Source organism: Ectopseudomonas khazarica (assembly GCF_004521985.1).
Lineage (GTDB): Bacteria > Pseudomonadota > Gammaproteobacteria > Pseudomonadales > Pseudomonadaceae > Aquipseudomonas > Aquipseudomonas khazarica.
Genome location: NZ_SBHZ01000004.1, coordinates 237,010 through 255,980 on the forward strand (window position 1 = coordinate 237,010; position 18,971 = coordinate 255,980).

20 protein-coding genes are annotated in these 18,971 nt (G+C 67.3%); 6 read left to right on the top strand and 14 right to left on the bottom strand.

Features of this window, described 5'->3' with window-relative positions; translation table 11 throughout:
* Positions 1-3 precede the first annotated feature (3 nt).
* The 3 genes from tatB to EPK82_RS06725 are packed head-to-tail and all read left to right on the top strand — an operon-like array spanning position 4 to position 1,843.
* Positions 4-345 (top strand): Sec-independent protein translocase protein TatB, encoded by a 342-nt coding sequence (tatB, locus tag EPK82_RS06715; RefSeq protein ID WP_037049907.1) that lies wholly within the window; start codon positions 4-6, stop codon positions 343-345.
* Positions 342-1,136 (top strand): twin-arginine translocase subunit TatC, encoded by a 795-nt coding sequence (tatC, locus tag EPK82_RS06720; RefSeq protein WP_037049910.1) that lies wholly within the window; start codon positions 342-344, stop codon positions 1,134-1,136. Before tatB ends, tatC begins: the two co-directional genes overlap by 4 nt.
* The gene (locus EPK82_RS06725; RefSeq protein WP_134676125.1) at positions 1,133-1,843 is read left to right on the top strand and encodes a 16S rRNA (uracil(1498)-N(3))-methyltransferase; all 711 of its coding nucleotides are present in this window, start codon (positions 1,133-1,135) and stop codon (positions 1,841-1,843) included. The genes tatC and EPK82_RS06725 overlap by 4 nt, the downstream gene beginning before the upstream one ends.
* Before the next feature lie 49 nt (positions 1,844-1,892).
* Here the strand turns inward: EPK82_RS06725 and EPK82_RS06730 are convergent, their stop codons facing one another.
* Entirely contained in the window at positions 1,893-2,480 is a 588-nt protein-coding gene (locus tag EPK82_RS06730) for a TetR/AcrR family transcriptional regulator (RefSeq protein WP_167494328.1), read from the bottom strand.
* Positions 2,481-2,569: 89 nt separating this feature from the next.
* Between EPK82_RS06730 and EPK82_RS06735 the strand changes: the two genes are divergently transcribed.
* Positions 2,570-3,067 (top strand): DoxX family protein, encoded by a 498-nt coding sequence (locus tag EPK82_RS06735; protein ID WP_208651096.1) that lies wholly within the window; start codon positions 2,570-2,572, stop codon positions 3,065-3,067.
* Here EPK82_RS06735 and dtd read toward each other — a convergent pair.
* Together dtd and pip are read right to left on the bottom strand one after the other, a co-directional pair.
* The gene (gene dtd, locus EPK82_RS06740) at positions 3,030-3,467 is read right to left on the bottom strand and encodes a D-aminoacyl-tRNA deacylase (protein WP_047590082.1); all 438 of its coding nucleotides are present in this window, start codon (positions 3,465-3,467) and stop codon (positions 3,030-3,032) included. The two genes, EPK82_RS06735 and dtd, sit on opposite strands and share 38 nt — an antisense overlap.
* Entirely contained in the window at positions 3,464-4,435 is a 972-nt protein-coding gene (gene pip, locus EPK82_RS06745; RefSeq protein ID WP_037049918.1) for a prolyl aminopeptidase, read from the bottom strand. The genes dtd and pip overlap by 4 nt, the downstream gene beginning before the upstream one ends.
* A 186-nt stretch (positions 4,436-4,621) precedes the next feature.
* On the opposite strand from pip, the gene EPK82_RS06750 reads away from it, so the two are divergent.
* Positions 4,622-5,059 carry a hypothetical protein gene (locus EPK82_RS06750; protein WP_134676127.1) on the top strand — a complete coding sequence of 146 codons (438 nt, stop codon included), beginning with the start codon at positions 4,622-4,624 and terminating at the stop codon, positions 5,057-5,059.
* 37 nt (positions 5,060-5,096) lie between these two features.
* On the opposite strand, the gene EPK82_RS06755 is transcribed toward EPK82_RS06750, so the two are convergent.
* The 7 genes from EPK82_RS06755 to EPK82_RS06785 all read right to left on the bottom strand — a co-directional run bounded on the left by EPK82_RS06755 (position 5,097) and on the right by EPK82_RS06785 (position 14,503).
* Positions 5,097-5,639, bottom strand: a complete 543-nt coding sequence (locus tag EPK82_RS06755) for a lipocalin family protein (protein ID WP_134676128.1) — start codon at positions 5,637-5,639, stop codon at positions 5,097-5,099.
* A gap of 12 nt (positions 5,640-5,651) precedes the next feature.
* Entirely contained in the window at positions 5,652-5,903 is a 252-nt protein-coding gene (locus EPK82_RS06760) for a hypothetical protein (protein WP_134676129.1), read from the bottom strand.
* A gap of 71 nt (positions 5,904-5,974) precedes the next feature.
* Complete coding sequence (locus EPK82_RS06765; protein ID WP_037049927.1) at positions 5,975-6,589, bottom strand: DUF924 family protein; 615 nt, start codon at positions 6,587-6,589, stop codon at positions 5,975-5,977.
* 3 nt (positions 6,590-6,592) lie between these two features.
* Positions 6,593-7,600 carry a class 1 fructose-bisphosphatase gene (locus EPK82_RS06770; RefSeq protein WP_037049929.1) on the bottom strand — a complete coding sequence of 336 codons (1,008 nt, stop codon included), beginning with the start codon at positions 7,598-7,600 and terminating at the stop codon, positions 6,593-6,595.
* Between the two features lie 62 nt (positions 7,601-7,662).
* Positions 7,663-9,333, bottom strand: a complete 1,671-nt coding sequence (locus EPK82_RS06775) for a histidine kinase N-terminal 7TM domain-containing diguanylate cyclase (RefSeq protein ID WP_134676183.1) — start codon at positions 9,331-9,333, stop codon at positions 7,663-7,665.
* A gap of 194 nt (positions 9,334-9,527) precedes the next feature.
* On the bottom strand, positions 9,528-10,871 hold the full coding sequence (locus tag EPK82_RS06780) for a DUF3999 domain-containing protein (RefSeq protein ID WP_134676130.1): 1,344 nt from the start codon (positions 10,869-10,871) through the stop codon (positions 9,528-9,530).
* Positions 10,868-14,503 (bottom strand): DUF2339 domain-containing protein, encoded by a 3,636-nt coding sequence (locus EPK82_RS06785; RefSeq protein WP_134676131.1) that lies wholly within the window; start codon positions 14,501-14,503, stop codon positions 10,868-10,870. Before EPK82_RS06785 ends, EPK82_RS06780 begins: the two co-directional genes overlap by 4 nt.
* A gap of 309 nt (positions 14,504-14,812) precedes the next feature.
* Here EPK82_RS06785 and EPK82_RS06790 point away from each other — a divergent pair, with 309 nt between their 5' ends.
* Positions 14,813-15,208, top strand: a complete 396-nt coding sequence (locus EPK82_RS06790) for a YkgJ family cysteine cluster protein (RefSeq protein WP_037049937.1) — start codon at positions 14,813-14,815, stop codon at positions 15,206-15,208.
* 7 nt (positions 15,209-15,215) lie between these two features.
* Here EPK82_RS06790 and EPK82_RS06795 read toward each other — a convergent pair whose 3' ends face one another.
* The 4 genes from EPK82_RS06795 to choX form a co-directional block, all read right to left on the bottom strand.
* Complete coding sequence (locus EPK82_RS06795) at positions 15,216-15,692, bottom strand: thioesterase family protein (RefSeq protein WP_037049939.1); 477 nt, start codon at positions 15,690-15,692, stop codon at positions 15,216-15,218.
* 111 nt (positions 15,693-15,803) lie between these two features.
* On the bottom strand, positions 15,804-16,769 hold the full coding sequence (locus tag EPK82_RS06800; RefSeq protein WP_134676132.1) for an L-carnitine dehydrogenase: 966 nt from the start codon (positions 16,767-16,769) through the stop codon (positions 15,804-15,806).
* Positions 16,770-16,874: 105 nt separating this feature from the next.
* Positions 16,875-17,762, bottom strand: coding sequence for a BKACE family enzyme (locus tag EPK82_RS06805; protein WP_037049944.1), 888 nt, complete (start codon positions 17,760-17,762; stop codon positions 16,875-16,877).
* A gap of 98 nt (positions 17,763-17,860) precedes the next feature.
* Positions 17,861-18,793 (bottom strand): choline ABC transporter substrate-binding protein, encoded by a 933-nt coding sequence (gene choX / locus EPK82_RS06810; RefSeq protein WP_134676133.1) that lies wholly within the window; start codon positions 18,791-18,793, stop codon positions 17,861-17,863.
* Between the last annotated feature and the right edge of the window lie 178 nt (positions 18,794-18,971).

Sequence of the window (18,971 nt, forward strand, 5' to 3'; positions counted from 1 at the left end):
GCCATGTTCGACATTGGCTTCACCGAACTGCTGCTGGTCGGCCTGGTCGCCCTGGTCGTGCTCGGTCCCGAGCGCCTGCCTGGGGCCGTGCGCACGGCCGGCCTGTGGATCGGCCGAATCAAGCGCAGCTTCAACTCGATCAAGGCCGAGGTCGAGCGCGAGATCGGCGCCGACGAGATCCGCCGCCAACTGCACAACGAGCGGATTCTCGAGCTCGAGCGTGAGATGAAGGCGATGAAGCAGGACATCCTCGGTACGGGCACAGGCCAGCCTGCCACAGAGCAACGTGCAGAACCGAGCAGCGACGCTGCTCCGAGCGTTCAGGACAAGAATCCCCAACCATGAGCAGAAAGCCGGAAGAAGATCAGGAAATGCCCCTGGTCTCGCACCTGACCGAACTGCGCACGCGTCTGCTGCGCTGCGTGGTGATCATCCTGTTGATCTTCGCCGGCCTGTTCTACTTCGCCCAGGACATCTACGCGCTGGTGGCGGCGCCACTGCGCGCCTACCTGCCGGCCGGGGCGACGATGATCGCCACCGGCGTCGCCTCGCCCTTCCTCACGCCCTTCAAGCTGACCCTGATGTGCGCGCTGTTCCTCGGCATGCCGGTGATCCTGCACCAGGCCTGGGGCTTCATCGCGCCGGGGCTGTACACCCACGAGCGGCGCATCGCGGTGCCGCTGCTGATCTCGAGCATCTTCCTGTTCTACGCTGGGATGGCCTTCGCCTACTTTGTGGTGTTCCCGATCATGTTCGGCTTCTTCGCCAGCGTGACCCCGGAAGGCGTGGCGATGATGACCGACATCGGTCAGTACCTGGACTTCGTCCTCACCCTGTTCTTCGCCTTTGGCGTGGCCTTCGAGATCCCCATCGCCACCTTCCTGGTGATCTGGGTCGGCCTGGTGGACGTCGCCACCCTGCGCAAGAGCCGCCCCTACGTGGTGGTCGGCTGCTTCGTGATCGGCATGGTGCTGACGCCTCCTGACGTCTTCTCGCAGACGCTGCTGGCCTTGCCCATGTGGCTGCTGTTCGAGAGCGGCCTGCTGGCCGGCGCACTGGTCCGTCGCAAGCGCGACGACGAGCAGAGCGACGAACAAGCCGAGCCGGAAGACCAGCCCCCCGCGCCACAACCGTGAACCTCCTGCTGCTGGAAGACGCCGACTTCGTCGGCGTCGATCGTGTTCGCCTCAGTGGCCGGCGCCTCAAGCACCTGCACGAGGTACATCGTGCCGAAGCGGGTGACTGCCTGCGCGTCGGCCGTCTCGGCGGCCTGATGGGCGAAGGTCAGCTGCTCAGCCTGGATGCCGAACAGGCCGAGCTGCAGGTCTGTCTCGACCAGCCGCCACCGGCCAAGCTCCCCCTGACCCTGGTCCTCGCCCTGCCCCGCCCGAAGATGCTCAAGCGCGTGCTGCAGACCGTCAGCGCCATGGGCGTGCCGCGCCTGGTGCTGGTCAACAGCTACCGGGTGGAGAAGAGCTTCTGGCAGACGCCGTTCCTGCAGCCCGACGCACTGCGCGAACAACTGATCCTCGGCCTGGAGCAGGCGCGCGACACCGTGCTGCCCGATGTCAGCATCGAGAAGCGCTTCAAGCCCTTCGTCGAGGATCGCCTGCCGGCACTGGCCGCCAGTACACTCGGCCTGGTCGGGCACCCCGGCGACTATCCGGCCTGCCCGCGCGCGGTCGACGGCCCGGTGACCCTGGCCATCGGCCCCGAAGGTGGCTGGATTCCCTACGAGGTCGATCTGCTGCAACAGGCCGCCGGCCTGCAGCCGGTGCAGCTGGGTGAGCGCATTCTGCGGGTGGAAACCGCCGTGCCGGTGTTGCTGGCCAGGCTGTTCTGAGGCCTCGAGCGCTGGACAGCGCTACAGGCTGCCTACCCTGCAAACGGCTCTAGGCGGGAGAGCGGCCTACCTGCAACCCCTCGACGAACAGCCCGGTGACTGCGCGAGCCGTGACCGACACATCCTCGACCGGGCACTGCCCGTTGAGCAGCAACTGACTGAGCCCATGCACCAGACTCCACGCCGCCAGGCTGGCCGTCTCTACCGACTCGTCCGGGCGCAGCGCTCGCACGCTGGCTTCGAGCTGGGCAAACAGCTGCCGGGCAACCTGTTGCAGCTCGGGATAAGCCGCCCTGTCGAGCTGCGGCCCGAACATCAGGGCGAAATGTCCGGGAAACTCCAGCGCATAGGCAACGTAGCACTCGCCGCGCCGACCCAGATCGGCCACCGGCAGCGCCTCGATACGCCGGACCAGAACCTCGAACCCCTGCAGCGCCAGCGCCGCCAACAAGGCATCACGGTCGGCAAAATGACGGTAGGGCGCGTTATGCGAAACCCCGGCGCGTCGTGCGACTTCACGCAGGCTGATCGCCGCCACACCCACCTCGGCGAGTAGCGCGGACGCAGCATCGAGCAGCGCTTTGCGCAAATCGCCATGGTGATAGGCACGAATGCCCTCTTCACGCAGTGTTGACACCAGCAACATCTCCTTCAGAATGTTGACATCGCCTACATATTGCATCCAGCCAGTCCCCAGTGCCAGCCAGACAACCCGGAGATGCCCTCATGCTATTTGTCGCCCTGCTCATGCTCCTCACCCTCATTGCCGCACTCCCGCAGCGTCTGGGTCTGCCGTTGTTGCCGTCATGGCGGGCACGCATGCGCCTGGCACTGAGCCTGGCTCTGTTGCTGATCGGTGTGGACCACTGGCTGACACCCGCTCGCTACCTGGCGATGATGCCGCCCTACCTGCCGCTGCACGAGCCCCTGGTGCTGTTCACCGGCGCCTGCGAGATCGCCGGCGCCATCGGCCTGATGTGGCCACGGACACGCCGACTCGCCGGCATCATGCTGGCCGTCTACTTCGTCTGCGTGTTTCCGGCCAACCTGCACAACGCCCTGCATGGCCTCGATGCGCAGGGCTTGCCGAGTGCGCGCTGGTACTACTGGGCACGCCTGCCATTCCAGCCGCTGATCATCCTGTGGACACTCTATGCAACGGGTGTCCTGAAAGGGCGCGCAGCCCTCACAGATCCAGGAGAAAGGTCACCGGCCCATCGTTGACCAGATGCACCTGCATGTTGGCGCCGAAGCGCCCGGTGGCGACCAGCCCATGCTCGCTGCGGGCGCGCTCGACCAGCATGTCGAACAGGGCAGCCCCCTGCGAAGGTGGTGCGGCGCTGGAGAAGCTGGGACGCATGCCGCTCCTGGTATCGGCCGCCAGGGTGAACTGCGAGACCAGCAGCAGGCCACCGCCGATATCCTTCAGCGAGAGATTCATCTTGCCGGCCTCGTCGCTGAAGACGCGGTAGCCCAGCAGCTTGTGCAAGGCGCGGCCGACGCTGGCCTGGTCATCGTGCGGTTCGATGCCGACCAGTGCCAGCAGGCCCTGGTCGATGCTGCCCACCACCTCACCTTCGACCTCTACCCGCGCCGCGCTGACGCGCTGGATCAGCAGCTTCATGCATCCTCCGGGGGCAGGTCGAGCAGGCGCCGGGCCATCTCCTCGGCAGCACGCACCAGCGCATCGGTGATGCCCGGCTCGGCTGCCGAGTGGCCGGCATCACGGATGATCTGCAACTCACTGTTGGGCCAGGCCTGGTGCAGCGCCCAGGCGTTGTCCAGGGGACAGATCGCGTCGTAGCGGCCATGCACGATGATGCCCGGCAGGTGGGCGATCCTGGGCATGTCGCGGAGCAGCTGATCGGGCTCGAGAAAGGCGTCGTTGACGAAGTAGTGACACTCGATACGGGCGATGGACAACGCGCGATGCGCCTCGCTGAAGCGGTCGACCACCTGCGGGTTGGGACGCAACGTGGCGGTGCGCCCTTCCCAGGTCGACCAGGCCTTGGCCGCGTGCATCTGGGCGATCTGGTCGCTCCCCGTCAGCCGCTTGTAGAAGGCGCCCATCAGATCGCCGCGCTCCTGCGGCGGAATCGGCGCAATGTAGTCTTCCCAGTAATCGGGGAACAGGCGGCTGGCACCTTCCTGGTAGAACCAGTGAAACTCCTGTGGGCGACAGAGGAAGATGCCGCGCAGGATCAGGCCATGCACGCGCTGCGGATGTGCCTGGGCGTAGGCCAGCGCCAGGCTCGAACCCCAGGAGCCGCCGAACAGCACGAACTTGTCGACGCCCAGGTGTTCGCGGATGCGCTCGATATCGGCGACCAGCGCTTGGGTGGTGTTGTTCTCCAGGCTCGCGTAGGGCGTGGAGCGCCCGCAGCCGCGCTGGTCGAAGGTGACGATGCGGTACAGGTTCGGATCGAAATAGCGCCGGCTGGCGGCATCGCAGCCGGCGCCCGGGCCGCCATGGATGAACAGTACCGGCAACCCGTCCGCCGAGCCGCTCTCGTCGACATACAGCACGTGCGGTGGCTCGACCGCCAGCTCGTGGCGGGCGTAGGGTTTGATCTCCGGGTACAAAGTCTGCATCGTTGGGCTCCTTGGAATCCGCTTGCGAATGGCGCACCTGGGGCGGACGCTCGCGAAAACCACCTGGGTGATTTTCAACGCCGCCTGGGCGCCGCGCAGCAGATCGTGAACAGGCTCTAGGCTGGCGGGCTGCGACTACCGTATCGCACTCTGCCCGGCATCATAACCATGAAAAGGGAGTTCAGCATGTCAGCACGTTTTCTGCTCGTACCGTTGTTGCTGTTTGCCGCACTGATGCTGGGTGCCTGCGGCGCCAAGGACGACCCGCAGGCGGCGCTGGAAGCCGCCGTGCAGGCGCTGCAGGACAACATCGAAGGCAAGCGCAGCAACGCGGTTCTGGAACAGCTGCATGCCGATTTCAAGGCCCGCCAGGAGTTCGACCGCGACTGGGCCAGGCGCACCATGGCCCTGCTGTTCCTGCGCCACAAGAACGTCAAGGTGATCGCCCTCGGCGAAACCAGCTGGATCGACCCGGCGATCCCCAGCAAGGGCTACAGCGAGGCGCAGGTCGGCGTGAGTGGCGCCGAAGGCCTGATCCCCGACGCCGCACGGCACTACTCGGTGAAACTGGAGTGGTGGCGCGAAGGCGACGAGTGGAAGCTGGCCCGCCTGGACTGGGAGTGAGGCACGCCCCGCACGCATCGGGGCACGCCACGGGTCATCAATCGGTCTTGCGCCAGATCAGCTCGCCGGTGGTGTAGCCCTGCTCGCGGGCGACCGAAAGCAGCTTGTCACGCGTTTCCTGATCGACCTCGGGGGTACGTGAGAGCAGCCACAGGTACTTGTGCTGCGGATGCCCGACCAACGCCACGCGGTAGTCCTCGTCGTGGTACAGCACCCAGTACTCGCCCTTGATCGGCAGCAGCTTGCTGGTCCAGTTGTCGAAGCTGACCCAGAGCTTATCGGTGCGCCCTTCGACCTGGGGTTCGGCGATGCCCCTGGCTTCAATCCACTCGCCGTCGTCATCGCGACAGCGATTGGTCACGTCGATACGCCCGTCGTCGCGCAAGCCATAGTGGGCTTCGGACTGCACGCAGTTGCGCTGGAAGAACATCGGCAGACGAGCCAGCTCGTACCAGGTGCCCTGGTAGCGCTGCAAATCGACCTGGACAGTTTCCGGCTCCGGCTTGGGGATGTTGCCAGTGCCGGAGTTGGCACAACCGACGAGGGCGAGAAGGGCACTGGCGAGTAGGATCGAACGCATGGAGGCTCCTGTCTATTTGAGTCCCTTGCCGGAGAACAGCATGACCTTGTCCCCGGCGTACTGGACGCTGATATAGGCCTTGTCGTCGCCCCAGGTGCAACTGGTCATGCCCAGCGCGCCGGCGCACTCGCCCGGTGCTCCGAGCAGGCTCTCGACCTCGGCCTTGCTCATGCCAGCCTCGAGTTTGGAATAGTTGTCCTGGTTGACCTTGCTACAGGCCGCCAACAGGCCGCAGGCGACCAGGGCGAGGAAACGCATCTTCATGGGGGTGACACTCCTGATGGGAAGATGCCAGCAAGCTTGGCATAGCCGGCGACGACTTGCCCGCTTGGAGTTCAGAAACGCGAGCCAGGTTCCCGCAGAAAGGCCTCTTCTTCGGCCGTGGAGACACGCCCGAGAATGGCATTGCGATGGGGAAAGCGAGCGAAGCGGGCAATCACCTGCTGGTGACGCTCGGCGAAGTCGAGGAAGCTGGCGAACTGCGCCCGGTCGTCCGCCGAGGCCTCGTCCAGCAGGCCACGGAACAGCTCGACGGCACGCTCCTGCAACGGCAGGTCCTCGGCATGCTCGAAGATCAGGTAGGCGAAGACCCGCTGGATCGGCGTCAACGCCTGGTCCAGACCGCGCGCCAGGCCGTCCTGCAACAGAGGACGCGCCAGGGGATCGCCGGCGAAGGCACGCGGCGTGTCGCGGAAGATCATGCGTGGCAGCTGGTCGAGCAGGATCAGCTGGGCCAGCCAGCCCTGCGGGTCGCTGCTCCAGCCCGGCAGTTCACCGGCCAGGGCCTGCTCGACCTGAGCAGCGAAACGCTGCTCGGCTTCGCGGTCCTGACTCTCGCGCTTGCCGAACCACAGGCCGTGGCGCGCCGCCGACACGGCACGGGCGCTGGCGGACGAACCGAGTTCGTCCGCAGCGAACCACCAGTCGAGCAGCGGCTGCCAGGGCTGCACCGATCAGCCCCGGTGGTAGGCGGTGATGCGCAGCACTTCTTCCTTGGAACCGAGGAAGACCGCGACACGCTGGTGCAGGGACTCCGGCTCGATCTCGAGGATGCGCTGCTGACCGTTGGTGGCGGCACCACCGGCCTGCTCGATGATCATCGACATCGGGTTGGCCTCGTACATCAGGCGCAGCTTGCCCGGCTTTTCCGGCTCGCGGGCATCGCGCGGGTACATGAACACGCCGCCGCGGGTGAGGATGCGATGCACGTCGGCCACCATCGAGGCGATCCAGCGCATGTTGTAGTTGCGCCCCAGCGGGCCGGTCTCGCCAGCCAGCAGTTCGCCGACGTAGCGCTGCACCGGCGCTTCCCAGTGGCGCTGGTTGGACATGTTGATGGCGAATTCCTTGGTCGACTCCGGCACCTTGATGTCGTCGTGGGTGAGCACGAAGCTGCCCAGTTCGCGATCCAGGGTGAAGCCTTTCACGCCGTCGCCGAGGGTCAGCATCAGCATGGTCTGCGGGCCGTAGATCGCATAACCGGCGGCGACCTGCTGGGTGCCGGGCTGGAGGAAGGCCTCTTCGCCCAGGTCACCGGTTTCGCCCTGGCGGTCCGGGCAGCGCAGCACGGAGAAGATGGTGCCGACCGAGACGTTGACGTCGATGTTGCTGGAGCCGTCCAGCGGGTCGAACACCAGCAGGTAGGCGCCTTTCGGGTACTTGCCCGGAATCTGGTAGGCGTTGTCCATTTCCTCGGAGGCCATGCCGGCCAGGTGACCGCCCCACTCGTTGGCCTCGAGCAGGATCTCGTTGGAGATCACGTCGAGCTTCTTCTGCACCTCGCCCTGCACGTTCTCCGAACCCAGACTGCCGAGCACACCGCCGAGGGCGCCCTTGGATACCTGGTGGCTGATTTCCTTGCAGGCCCGGGCCACGACCTCGATGAGAAAACGCAGGTCGGCCGGGGTGTTGTGGCTGCGAGTCTGTTCGATCAGGTAGCGGCTGAGGGTGACGCGGGACATGGACGACTCCGGAAAGGAAAAAAATCGCGCGCAGTTTAACCCGAGTCGCCGCGTAATGCTGCCTAGCGGGATGGATGGCTGACTCGGGCACTCTCATCCAGGCTGCAGACACGGTTACGCCCCGTGCGTTTGGCCTGGTAGAGCGCCGCATCGGCGGCGTGCAGCAGCTCGTCGAGCGCCTGCCCCTGCTGGGGCCAGTACGCCAGGCCGGCGGACAGGGTCACGCGCTGGTCGCCACCGCGTGTGGCGATCTCGCGCGCCGCCAGCTGCGAGCAGATACTCTGCAGACGCGCGCTCGCCTCGTCGGGGTCGGCGCCGGGCAGGATCAGCAGGAACTCCTCGCCACCGATGCGGAACACCGCGTCGGTACTGCGCAGGTTGTCCAGCAGGTGCTGGGCGACGGCCTTGAGCACATCGTCACCGACCAGGTGTCCGCACTCGTCGTTGAGGCGCTTGAAGTGATCGAGATCGATCAGGGCCACCGCCAGCGGCAGGTTCTCGCGCTGGACCCTGGCCAGCTCGCGCGCGAAGAATTCGTCCAGGTAGCGGCGGTTGTACAGCCCGGTGAGCGGGTCGCAGAGCGCCTGCTCGCGCAGTTGCTCATGCAGACTGGAGATGGTGCGCAGACGCTCTTCGCTCAACGCCAGTGCCTCGGCCAGCTTCAGCTCGCTCAGGTGACGCTGGGTGACGTCGCGCACGTAGATCATGTGGCCGAGCAGTGCCGGACCATGGCGGGTGGCACGCTCGATGGCACGCAGACGCACCTCGTAGTAGCGCGCCGCGCTGGTCAGGGTCAGCGGCCGGTCGTGTTCACCGGCGTGCTCGAGCAGCAGCGCCTGCAGGTCCGCACCGAACACCGGCCATTGCTTCAGCTCACGCCCCTGCCAGCCCTGCTGCAGCCCCGCCAGCTTCAGCGCCGCCGGGTTGGCCTCGATCACCCGCCGGCTGGGGTCGACCACCAGCACCGGATCGAGCAGGGCTTCGAGCAGCAGATGCCTGGCCACCGGCAACAGGTCGAACAGACGCACGCCCACGATCAGCCATGAGAAGGCGACGAGGGTGAAGGCGAAGCTGAACGGCGTCGGGTCGAAGCCGAACAGTGTCCAGCCGAACCCCACGTAGCCGACGTTGGCCACCCAGGGTACCGCCGTGACCAGCACGAAGGCCAGATAATGGCGGCGGTGCAGCCCCTGGCTGAGCGCCGCCGCGCGCGTCACCACGCCCATGCAGAAGGCCATGAACAGGTAGACGTACACCGCGGCGGCGTAGAACAGCGGGCCATGCTCGTAACGCACGGGGGCACCCAGGCTGTCATCGATCGGCGCACTGCCCGCGCCATAGAACAGGCCATGCCAGGGGTTGCTCAGCGCCAGGCCCCAGACCAGCAGTGGCACCACGCTGAGACCGAGAATGCCCTTGCGCGGCAGCGGTTCACGCATGCTGTTGACGTACTGCCAGAGGAACACCGCCCAGAAGGTCGGCGTGGCAACGATGCCCGGCCAGGCCATGCTGGCCCAGAACATCTTGCAGTCGGCACCGAGAAAGCTCATTTCCAGTGCCGCGGCCCCCATCCACCAGAGGCTCGCCAGGTGCAGCAGGATGAAGCTGTCGCGTCCGGGAAAGTCGCGCTGACGCGTGACCCAGTGCGCCAGCATCACGACCCCGAAGCACACCAGCAGGGTCAGCAACACCGGCGACGACAGGCTCCAGCCGGAAGCCACGCACGCCTGAATCACCTGTCCCTCCTTGCATGCGGGGGACAGGCAAACGGGTCGAACACGGCGGCACCGACACAGAACGAACGGGCAATGACGCGAATCGAAATACGCAAGGGCCTTCCTGACCTCAAATGCTGGATTGGCGCAAGGCAGCTAAGATACTGCAAAAGCCCTGCCACAGCAGCGCTTTGTTCGCCCTCCGCAGCCTGTCAGGCCCTCGGCTGGCCGCGCAACAGGCTCGCCGCCATCGCAGCGAGCAACCCAACTCCCAGTAGCAGTACAGCCCAGAGTCCCCAACGCTGCCAGTCGGATCGCGATTCGACCTGGCCCGTGGCAGCGGCGAGCAGCGGTTCAGCCAGCTCCGCCCGACCGAGGCTGCTCAGGCGCTCTGCCTGGTAACCGGGGATCAGGGTGTGCAACGGCAGCGCCGCCGACTGCGCATGCGCATTGCCCAGTGCGAGCACGTAGGGCGGCTCGCCACGAGCCAGAAACACCAGCCGCGAGGCACGCAGCGCCACCTGGATGGCCACGCTGTCCTGGCCAAGGCCGCCGCCACGCGGGTCCAGCTGCATGCGCAGCTGGCGCAGCGGCCAGCCCGGCAGGCTCAGCTCATCGTTGAGCACCTCGCGCCCGCCCTCGGGGAGGCGATAGAGCACGGCATTGGCCAGCGGCTGCCAGCCTCCCTGGTCGCCGGTGCGTGATTCGAAGCGCACGGGGGCCAGCGTGTTGTCCTGCTCCAGGGCGACGCGCAGGCGCTGCAACGGCAACGTCAGTGGCAGCTGCCACTGGAAGCGCCCATCGCCGCTCGCGCGGGCCGCCAGGGGCTCGGACCACACCAGCGGCGCCGGCTGCTGGTCCTGGCGGCGGCTGCGCAGCGTCACGCTCTGCAGTTGCGGGGCCGGCAGCGGGCTCTGCCAGAGCAGGCGCAGGTAGCGGGCACGCTGCCCTGGCAACTCGACCTGGCGCTGTTCGATACGCTCGTCGGCAAAGCTCAGGCGGGCCAGTTGTCCGTCGCCCCAGCGGCGCCAGTGCTGCAGGTCGTCACTGGCTTCGATGCTGAAGCGCTGGAACCCCTCCTCGGCACCGCTCCAGTCCAGGGTCAGGCGCACCAGCGGCGCCTCGATGGCACTGGCATCGAGCAACCAGCCGCGCAGTTGCAGCCCGGCGTCGGCCGGGGCGGCATCGCTCAGTTCGATCAGGGTGCCGCTGGTGTTGCGCTCGACGCGCAACGCCGGCACATCCTGCGTATCGGCGGGACCACGCAGCGGGAACCAGCGCACGCCATGTTCCTGCTCCTGGTCCACCCGTTCGCTGCTGGCGGGAATCAGCGCATAGGCCTGCGCCTGGCCACTGGCATCGAACACCCGCAGATCACGCAGGTCAGCATGGCTGGCGGCAAGGTGCGCGGCGAAGGGCAGCTCCAGGCGATACCAGGGGCCCGCGCCTGACAGCTGCAGGCCGGCGGTTTCATGAAAGTCGCGCAGCTGCTCTCCAGCCTGCGCGACAGCCGCCATGGACAGGGCCAGCAGCAGGCCCGTAGCGGTCATCTTCATGCGCCAGACTCCTGTTCGTGGGGTGCGTCGCGCTCGGCCTGACGCGGCGGCAGCGGGGCGAAATAGCCCACCACCAGCAGCAGCACGCCCACGCCGATGAAGGACACGATACGTTCCAGCCCGCCGCGATTGCCCAGCTCGACGAAGAACAGCTTGGCCACCACCAGGGCTATCAGCGCCGCCCCGACCAGCCACAGCTCGCGGCGTGCACGCAGGTGCCCGAACAGCATCAGCGCCAGGGCGATCAGGGTCCAGACGATGGACAGCCCGGCCTGCACCAGCATCGACTCGAACAGCGCTGCACTGTGCCAGGGCACGCCGCCCCAGTGATGGGCGCTGCGCATCACCATCAGGGTGAACAGGGCGAACAGCGACACGCCGACCACGACCTGCAACAGCTGCAGCGCACGCCCCGGTTCCAGGCCCAGGCGCGGCAGCGCGGTACGCCCCCAGACGAACAACGCGCCCAGGCACAGCAGCAGGCCGATCTCCAGCGGATTGAGCAGCGGCAGGTACGGCAGCGGGTCGCTGTCGCCTGCACTGTTGGCATTGGCCAGCCAGAACCAGCCGAGCATCAACACGGCCAGGGGCGCAGCCGCCCACAGGCGGTATTCACGTTCGAAGCCAGCCACCGGCCAGGGCAGCCGACGCGCCTGCGCCATGGCCCAGAGATAAGCCGTCGGCAGCAGCGCCCAGCCCAGCCAGCGCCAGGCATTGTAGTGATCGGCCAGACTCAGCAGCAGGTAGCGCAGTTCCAGCGCCAGCACGCCGAGCAACAGCCAGCAGCCGAGCACGTGAGCGACACTGGCCGCCGTGGCCGGCAGCAGCCCGGCCAGGCGCCGCAGCGACCACAGGTGGGCGGCGAACACCAGGCCCCAGCCGAGCCAGCCCCACTGCGCCGCAGGGTGATAGAAGGGGTGCCAGGCATACAGCAGCAGCATGCCGGCCAGCGGGACCAGCAGGCCATCGAGCAAGGCCAGCTCGACCCAGCGGTTGCGGGTCGCCAGCCAGGCATACAGCGCCATGTTCAGCGCCAGCAGCACCAGCAGCACGCCGACCTGCAGCTCCGCCGCGACGAAACGCAGCACCTCGCTGGCCAGCGCCAGCGCCCACCAGGCGGCACCCCAGGTCAGCAGCAGCTGCCCCAGACGCTGCACGCTGACGCCATCGATCCCGCTGTCCCGCCCACTGCGCAGCAGCGCATGCAGGCGCCAGGCGCCGATCTGCGCAGCCAGGCCGAGCACCGCAGGTGTCCAGAAACCGGTATGCGCCAGTGGCGACAGACCGACACCACTGATTCCCGACAGCAGCAACGGCCCGGCTGCCAGGAAGGCCAGGCCGGCGAACAGCTGCAGCACCAGGCTGAACCAGAAGGCCGCACGCTGCTGCAGGTAGAGCGCCAGCCACAGGGTCAGCAGCCCGCTGGCTCCCCATACCGCCGCAGCGGCCACCCAGGGCAGCACGAACAGCACCGCCAGGTTGATGAACACCAGGCCCACCAGCATCACCCAGGACAAGGCCGCAAGCTGGCGACGGTTGTCACGGATCAGCGGGTCGCGCGCCGCCAGCAGCATGCCCGCGATCAGGCCGAAGCCGACCACCGAGGCCGCCAGCAGGCCGAACCAGCCGGCGTTGAAGCCGCCCCGCCCTTCCAGCGACTCCAGCGCCATCTGGCCGAGGAACAGCAGCCCGCCAAGCAGCTGGATGGCGAAGGCGGCGTAGACGAAAACGGGCGCGGCCAGACGCAGGCCGACGAACAGCGTGACCAGACCGGCCAGCGCCCAGGCGATGGCCGTGCCGGGCGCCTCGAAGGTCAGCGGCGCGATCAGGCAGAGGAAGGCCAGCCCCGCCAGCCCCAGCCAGGGCTGCAGACGCACCTCCCAGGGGCTGGCAGCCTGTGGCGCCTGGCGCAGTTGCCAGTAGCTGAACAACAGCGCCACGCCGAGCATCAGCGCGCCCAGCGCCGAGCCGTCGAGCAGGCTGGAGTCGCCCGGTTCCAGGCCTGTGGCGAACGCCAGGGCGGCCCCCACCTGCAGCAACAGGGCGAAGCCACGCGCCAGTGGCCGCTGCTGCCGCAGGCCCAGCCAGTAGATCCCGGCACCCTCCACGGCCCAGGCAGCGGCTGTCCAGCTAGCGTCGAGGGCCAGTGGGATGGCCAGGCTGGCGAACACCACGCCCAGGGCCAGGCAGGTTTCCACCAGCAGCAGGGCACGTCCGCCGGCGCGCAGCTGCAGCACACGCGCCAGCAGCAGGTAGAACAGGCCCAGGCCGAGTGCACTGAACGCGGCGGCGAATTCGATGTGGCGCACCAGCGCTACCTGCAGGCCGAAGCCGACCAGCGGTGGACCGAACAGGGTGGTGGCATCGACATAATCGCCGCGCTGCAGCGACCAGCGCAGCAGTTCGCCACGCGCCTCAGGGGCATCCGCCGCGTCACGCAGGGTGCGGCGGGCGAAGAGCAGGCCGATGGCCACGTACATCAGGAAGAACAGCACCAGGAACGGCTCGGTGCTCCACAGCAGCTGCGGCTCGTAGGAGCGCAGCCCCCAGGCGAAACCGATGCCGAAGGTGCCGACGAAGCCGATCAGGTTGAGCAGGCGCCAGGCCTTGAACCAGGCGATGGCGAAGATGCCGGCATTGAGCAGGGCGAAGTAGGAGAACAGCGCGACATGGTTGCCGCTGCCGGTGGAGGTGAGGATCGGCGCGGCAAAGCCGCCGAGTGCCGCGGCCGCCGCCAGGCCCAGGGCATTCTGCTGCACGGCGAGGATGGCCGAGAACAGCGTCACCGCCACCAGCAGGCCCAGCGCCATGCCCGGGTCGAGCAAGGGATGCAGGCGCATGGCAGCGAACACCGTCAGGTACAGCACGGCGATGCCGGTGCCCTGCAGCACCAGGGCATAGCTGCGGTTGCGCAGCCGCAGCCACCAGCCCAGCCCCAGCAGGGCCAGGGCACTGGCGGCCACGCCCATGTAGCGCAGCTCCACCGGCACCTCGACACCTTCGGTGGCGTAGCGCAGGAGGAAGGCGAGGCCGAGGAACAGCAGGACCACACCGACCCGCAGCACGGTATTGCCGCCGAACAGCCAGGCCTTCGCCGCGGCGATGCCGCGCTCGATCAGGTTCGGCTCGCGTGGCGCCTGTTCGCGCCAGGGACCTTGCTGCGGAGCAGGCGTCGGCTCATGTGCGAGCGATGCGGCAGCTGCCACAGGCTGTGGCGCCGGTTGCGGGGGGGCGATTTCCGGAAGCGGGTCCAGCGTCCAGTCCAGCTCGGGCTCTGGTTCGGGCTGTGGCTCGGGCTCTGGCCGAGGCGCCTCCGCCACCCTGGGTTGCGGTTCTGCCGTGGGGGGCGCGCTGACGACAGGTTCCGCCGCCACGGGAGCCCCTTCCGGCTCGACAGCCCCGCCCTGCTCGACCTTGACCAGGCGCTCGTGCATGGCCCGCGTGCCGCGCTCGAAACGCTCGGCGAAATCCTTGAGCTGCGCCGCCAGCTGCGCGTTACGCTTCTCGAGCCCCTGCAGGCGCAGCGCCTGGCCCAGGCTCAGGCCGATCAGCCCGCCCAGCAGCGCCCCGGTTAGCGATTCGCTGGCGCCCGTGCCGAGCACCAACCCGACCAGCATGAAAATCCATTGCATGCAGCATGTCCCGTTCCGATGAGAAAGTCGCCTCGCGTCCCTGCTGGCAGCCCGAGGTGGCCACAGGGTGCCTCCGAAAGGCTCGGCAAGGTAGTCAGCTTGTTGCAAACGCAGCGCTGACCACGCAGGCCGTTTTTCAGAGTCGCCCGCCAGTATAGGAGTCGCGCCGTCCAACACCCAGAGAGACGATTGCCACCTCCATCACAGGCACAAGGAAAATCCGCCGCCGACCGGTGGTTCACAAATTCACCGCGCCCGCTATCATCGCCGCCCCGTGACCGATGCGGCGCAGACCGCCCCTAGCCAACCATGATCAAGCCCCGCCTGATAGCCGCTGCAGAAATCGACCGCCTGGAAACCTGGGCCAAATACAGCGCCGACATGTGCCACAGCTGCATATCCAGTTGCTGCACCCTGCCCGTGGAGGTGCGCCTGAACGACCTGATCCGCCTGGAGCTGGTGGATGAGTTCGAACGCAGCGAGCCGATCAAGAACATCGCCAAGCGCCTGCAGAAGGACGGCACCATCGAGCGCTTCAACCAGAAGTCGGGCATCTTCACCCTGACGCGCATGTCCAACAACGACTGCCTGTTCCTGGACCGCAAGACGCGCCTGTGCAGCGTCTACGAGAAACGCCCGGACACCTGCCGCCACCATCCCAGGGTCGGCCCGCGACCGGGCTATTGTGCGTACAAGCCGAAGTAGAGCGCCGTCAGCGGCGCAGGCCGATGACCCGCCCGACGCAGGCTGGCGTCGCCAGCTCGTGGTGGTCTGCCGCCAGGCGCTGCACCTGCTCGGCCACCTGGGCATCGAAGGGCGCCGAACGGCCGGCGACGCTGTCGATGTTCATCAGCATCTGTTCGCTTTCCGCCAGGCTGTCGGCCTCTGCCGGGCGATACAGCGCGTGATGGATATGCAGGCGCTTGGCGTCGTGGGCGAGCAACTGCGTACGCACTTCCACCGCTTCGCCGCCCTTCACTTCCGCCAGGAAGTTGAGATGGCACTCCAGGGTGTACAGGGTGTGGCCGGTACGGGCACGACCGGCCTCGTCCAGCCCCAGCGCATCCATCAGCGCATCGGTGGCATGGCTGAAGATCAGCAGGTAGAAGGCATCGCGCAGATGGCCGTTGTAGTCGACCCAGTCGGCGTGGATGCGCGTGCGGTAGGTGGTCAGGGCTGCGTTGCACATGTCGATGTGGCTCCGGATGCATCCCCCCGCCCCTTCTCCCGCAGGCAGGAGAGGGGTGGGCGGAGGGTTGGATAGCGTAGCGCAGGGTTGCCCTGCGCAGAACGGACTCGGCTACTCGGCGAAATCGAAGCCGTGCTTGGCCTTGGTCTGGCGGATCGCCTCGAGTACCGCCAGCAGGCAGTCGTCGCGGTAGCGTTCCAGTGCATCCAGGCTGCGCTCGCCCTGCTGCGCGGCCGTCCCTTCGACTACCGCATCGATCAGCCCCTCGGTCAGCTCCGGCGCTTCCAGGTAGGTCCAGGGCAGCTTCAGCGCCGGGCCGAACTGGGCCATGAAGTGGCGCATGCCGGCCGGCCCGCCGGCCAGGGTGTAGGTGAGGAAGGAGCCCATGAACGACCAGCGCAGGCCGGCGCCGAAGCGGATCGCGTCATCGATCTCGCCCGTGGTGGCCACACCGTCGTTGACCAGGTGCAGCGACTCGCGCCACAGCGCCTCGAGCAGGCGGTCGGCGATGAAGCCCGGCACCTCCTTGCGCACGTGCAAGGGGCGCATGCCCAGCGATGCATAGACCTGGATCGCGGCCTGCACGGCCTCCGCTGCGGTTTTCGCGCCACCGACCACCTCCACCAGCGGCAGCAGGTAGACCGGATTGAACGGGTGGCCGACCAGGCAACGCTCGGGGCGCACGGCATCGGCATAGAACTCGCTGGGCAGCAGGCCCGAGGTGCTGGAGCCGATCAGCACGTCGGGGCGCGCGGCGGCGCTGATCTTCGCGTGCAGCTCGCACTTGAGTACCAGGCGCTCGGGCGCACTCTCCTGGATGAAGTCGGCGTTGGCCACGCATTGCTCGATGCTCTCGACGAAACGCAGCCGCTCCAGCGAGGCGCCGGGCGCCAGCCCCTGCTTCTGCAGCGCGGGCCAGGCGTTGGCCAGGCGCGTGCGCAGCGCCTGCTCGGCACCTGGGGCCGGGTCCCAGGCGATCACGTCGAGGCCATGGGCCAGGGCGCGGGCGATCCAGCCGGCACCGATCACACCGGTGCCGAGGGCGGCGAAAGTCTTGATCTCGGTAACGAAGGTCATGCTTGAACTCCGGTAGCCCGGATGCAATCCGGGGGATGGCAAAGGTTTTCTCGGCCCTGGTTCAGGGTGAGGGGCACTCGCAAGCGCCCCGGACGATGTGACGTGTCAGCCACGCCGCTTGAGTTTCATCTTCTCGCGGCCCTCGGCCGGGGTCAGGGCACGGCCGCCAAGGCGTTCGATGATCTCGATGGCGCGCTCGACCAGCTGGCCGTTGCTGGCATGCACGCCGCGATCGAGCCAGATGTTGTCCTCCAGCCCCACGCGTACGTGGCCACCCAGCAGCATGGCCTGGGCGACCATGGGCATCTGCATGCGGCCGATGCCGAAGCCGGCCCAGGTGATGCCGGGCGGCAGGTTGTCGACCATGGCCTTCATGCTGGTGGTGTCGGCCGGCGCGCCCCAGGGAATGCCCAGGCACAACTGGATCAGCGGGTCTTCCAGCAGCCCCTCCTTGAGCATCTGCCTGGCGAACCACAGGTGCCCGGTGTCGAAGATCTCCAGCTCGGCCTTGACCCCCAGCTCGGTGATGCGCCTGGCGCCGGCACGCAGCTGCGCCGGGGTGGAGACGTAGATGAAGTCGCCGTCGCCGAAGTTCAGCGTGCCGCAGTCCAGCGTGCAGATTTCCGGCAGCAGCGCCTCGACGTGCGCCAGGCGTTCGATGGGCCCGACCAGATCGGTACCGGCGCCGAACTCGAGCGGCTGCTCGCCCGCGCCGATCTCCAGATCGCCGCCCATGCCGGCGGTGAGGTTGATGATCACATCGGTGTCGCTGTCGCGGATGCGCTCGACCACCTCGCGGTACAGCGCCACGTCACGGCTGGGCTTGCCGGTCTGTGGATCGCGCACGTGGCAGTGGGCGACGGTGGCGCCGGCCTTGGCCGCCTCGATGGCAGCGGCAGCGATTTCCTTGGGGGTGACCGGTATCGCCGGGTGCTTGCCGACGGTGTCGCCAGCGCCGGTCACCGCGCAGGTGACGATAACCTCGTAGTTCATCTTGAGCTGTCCTGTGCAGGGCATGAGGGTGCCTGCGGCATGGCCGCATGCGTTGGAGAAATGGGGATGGGCGCCGGCCACAGGCCGGCGCCAGGGGCTCAGTTGCCGGCGACCAGGGCGGCGTTGGCCGGCTTGCCGTCGAGCGTGGTGACCCCGACGAGCCAGGCGTCGACCACCTGCGGGTTGGCCTTGATCCAGTCACGCGCGACCTGCTCCGGCGCCTTGCGCTCCATGATCGGCTGCATCAGCGCGGCCTCCTGGTCGCTGGTGAAGCGCAGGCTGGTCAGCAGGCGATTGGCATTCGGGCAACGCTCGGCGTAGTCCGGCGCAGTCACGGTGGAGACGGTGGCGGCGCCATCGTTGGGGCCGAACACATCGTCGGTGCCGCTCAGGTAGGAGATCTGCATCGACAGGTTCATCGGATGGGGTTTCCAGCCGAAGAACACCACCGGTTTCTGGTTCTTCGCCGCGCGACCGACCGCCGCGAGCATGCCCGCCTCACTGGACTCGACGAGCTTGAAGCCGCCCAGGCCGAACTGGTTGGCATCGATCATCTTCTGGATCGCGGTGTTGGCGCCGGAGCCGGCTTCGATACCGTAGATCTTGCCGTCCAGCTCGTCCTTGAACCTGGCGATGTCGGCCAGGGTCCTGAGGCCCTTGTCGGCGGTGTAGCTGGGTACCGCGAGCACTGCCACGGCATCGCTCAGCGACGGCTCGGCGGCGACCTTGACCGCGCCGGCATCGAGGAACGGCTTGATGTTGTCGTCCATGATCGGCTTCCAGTAGCCGAGGAAGGCGTCGACCTGGCCCTTCTGGATACCGGCGAAGATGATCTGTTGCGATGCCTGGGTCTGCTTGGTCTCGTAGCCGAGCCCTTTCAGCAGCTCGCTGGCGACTGCGGTGGTGGCGACCACGTCGGTCCAGCCGACGGCGCCGAGGCGAACGTTCTTGCAGCTGGCATCATCGGCCAGCAGGGAGGTACTGAACAGGCTCAGGGTGCAGCACGCGGCCAGCGCGGTAAGACCTTTCATCTGGGTGCTCCTCATCGTGTCACAGCGGTTCTATTTCGTTCTTCTAGAGGCTCGTGGCCCCCACCGTGCTCGGGGATCTCGTCTCCCGATGACACCACCTTACGCCGGCCACTGGCAGAATATTCGAACCTATCCGACTATTACTTGACCTATGACGACCTGTTTCATGCGACATCTG